The sequence below is a fragment of the Rhizobium sp. 18055 genome (genome assembly GCF_902706285.1).
Classification (GTDB): domain Bacteria; phylum Pseudomonadota; class Alphaproteobacteria; order Rhizobiales; family Rhizobiaceae; genus Rhizobium.
Window position 1 is genome coordinate 1 of the sequence record NZ_CACSKD010000367.1, and the last position, 418, is coordinate 418.

Consider the following 418-nt stretch of genomic DNA (forward strand, 5'->3'; position numbering starts at 1 on the left):
CCTGGGCGGTGGCTTCGGCCACGGCGGTGATGGAGGCGGCCTCGCCCTGGGCGTTGTTGATCTGCGCCTGCTTCTCGCCCTCGGAGCGGGCGATGAAGGCCTCGCGCTCGCCGGTGGCGATGTTGATCTGTTCCTGGCGGCGGCCCTCGGAGGCGGCGATCAGCGCGCGCTTCTCGCGCTCGGCGGTGATCTGCGCCTGCATGGAGCGCAGGATCTCGGCGGGCGGAGTCAGGTCCTTGATCTCGTAGCGCAGCACCTTCACGCCCCAGTTCAGCGCCGCTTCGTCGATGGCCTGGACGACCTGTGCATTGATGATGTCCCGCTCCTCGAAGGTCTTGTCCAGCTCCAGCTTGCCGATCACGCTGCGCAGCGAGGTCTGCGCGAGCTGGGTGACGGCCATGATGTAGTTGCTCGACCC

1 protein-coding gene is annotated in these 418 nt (G+C 67.7%); it reads right to left on the reverse strand.

The genetic code is table 11. The annotated features are described in order from the left end of the window. Positions 1–400, reverse strand: a 400-nt coding sequence (locus GVL52_RS32365) for a paraslipin (RefSeq protein WP_244619354.1), incomplete at its 3' end; no start/stop codon positions are given. Positions 401–418: the final 18 nt, after the last annotated feature.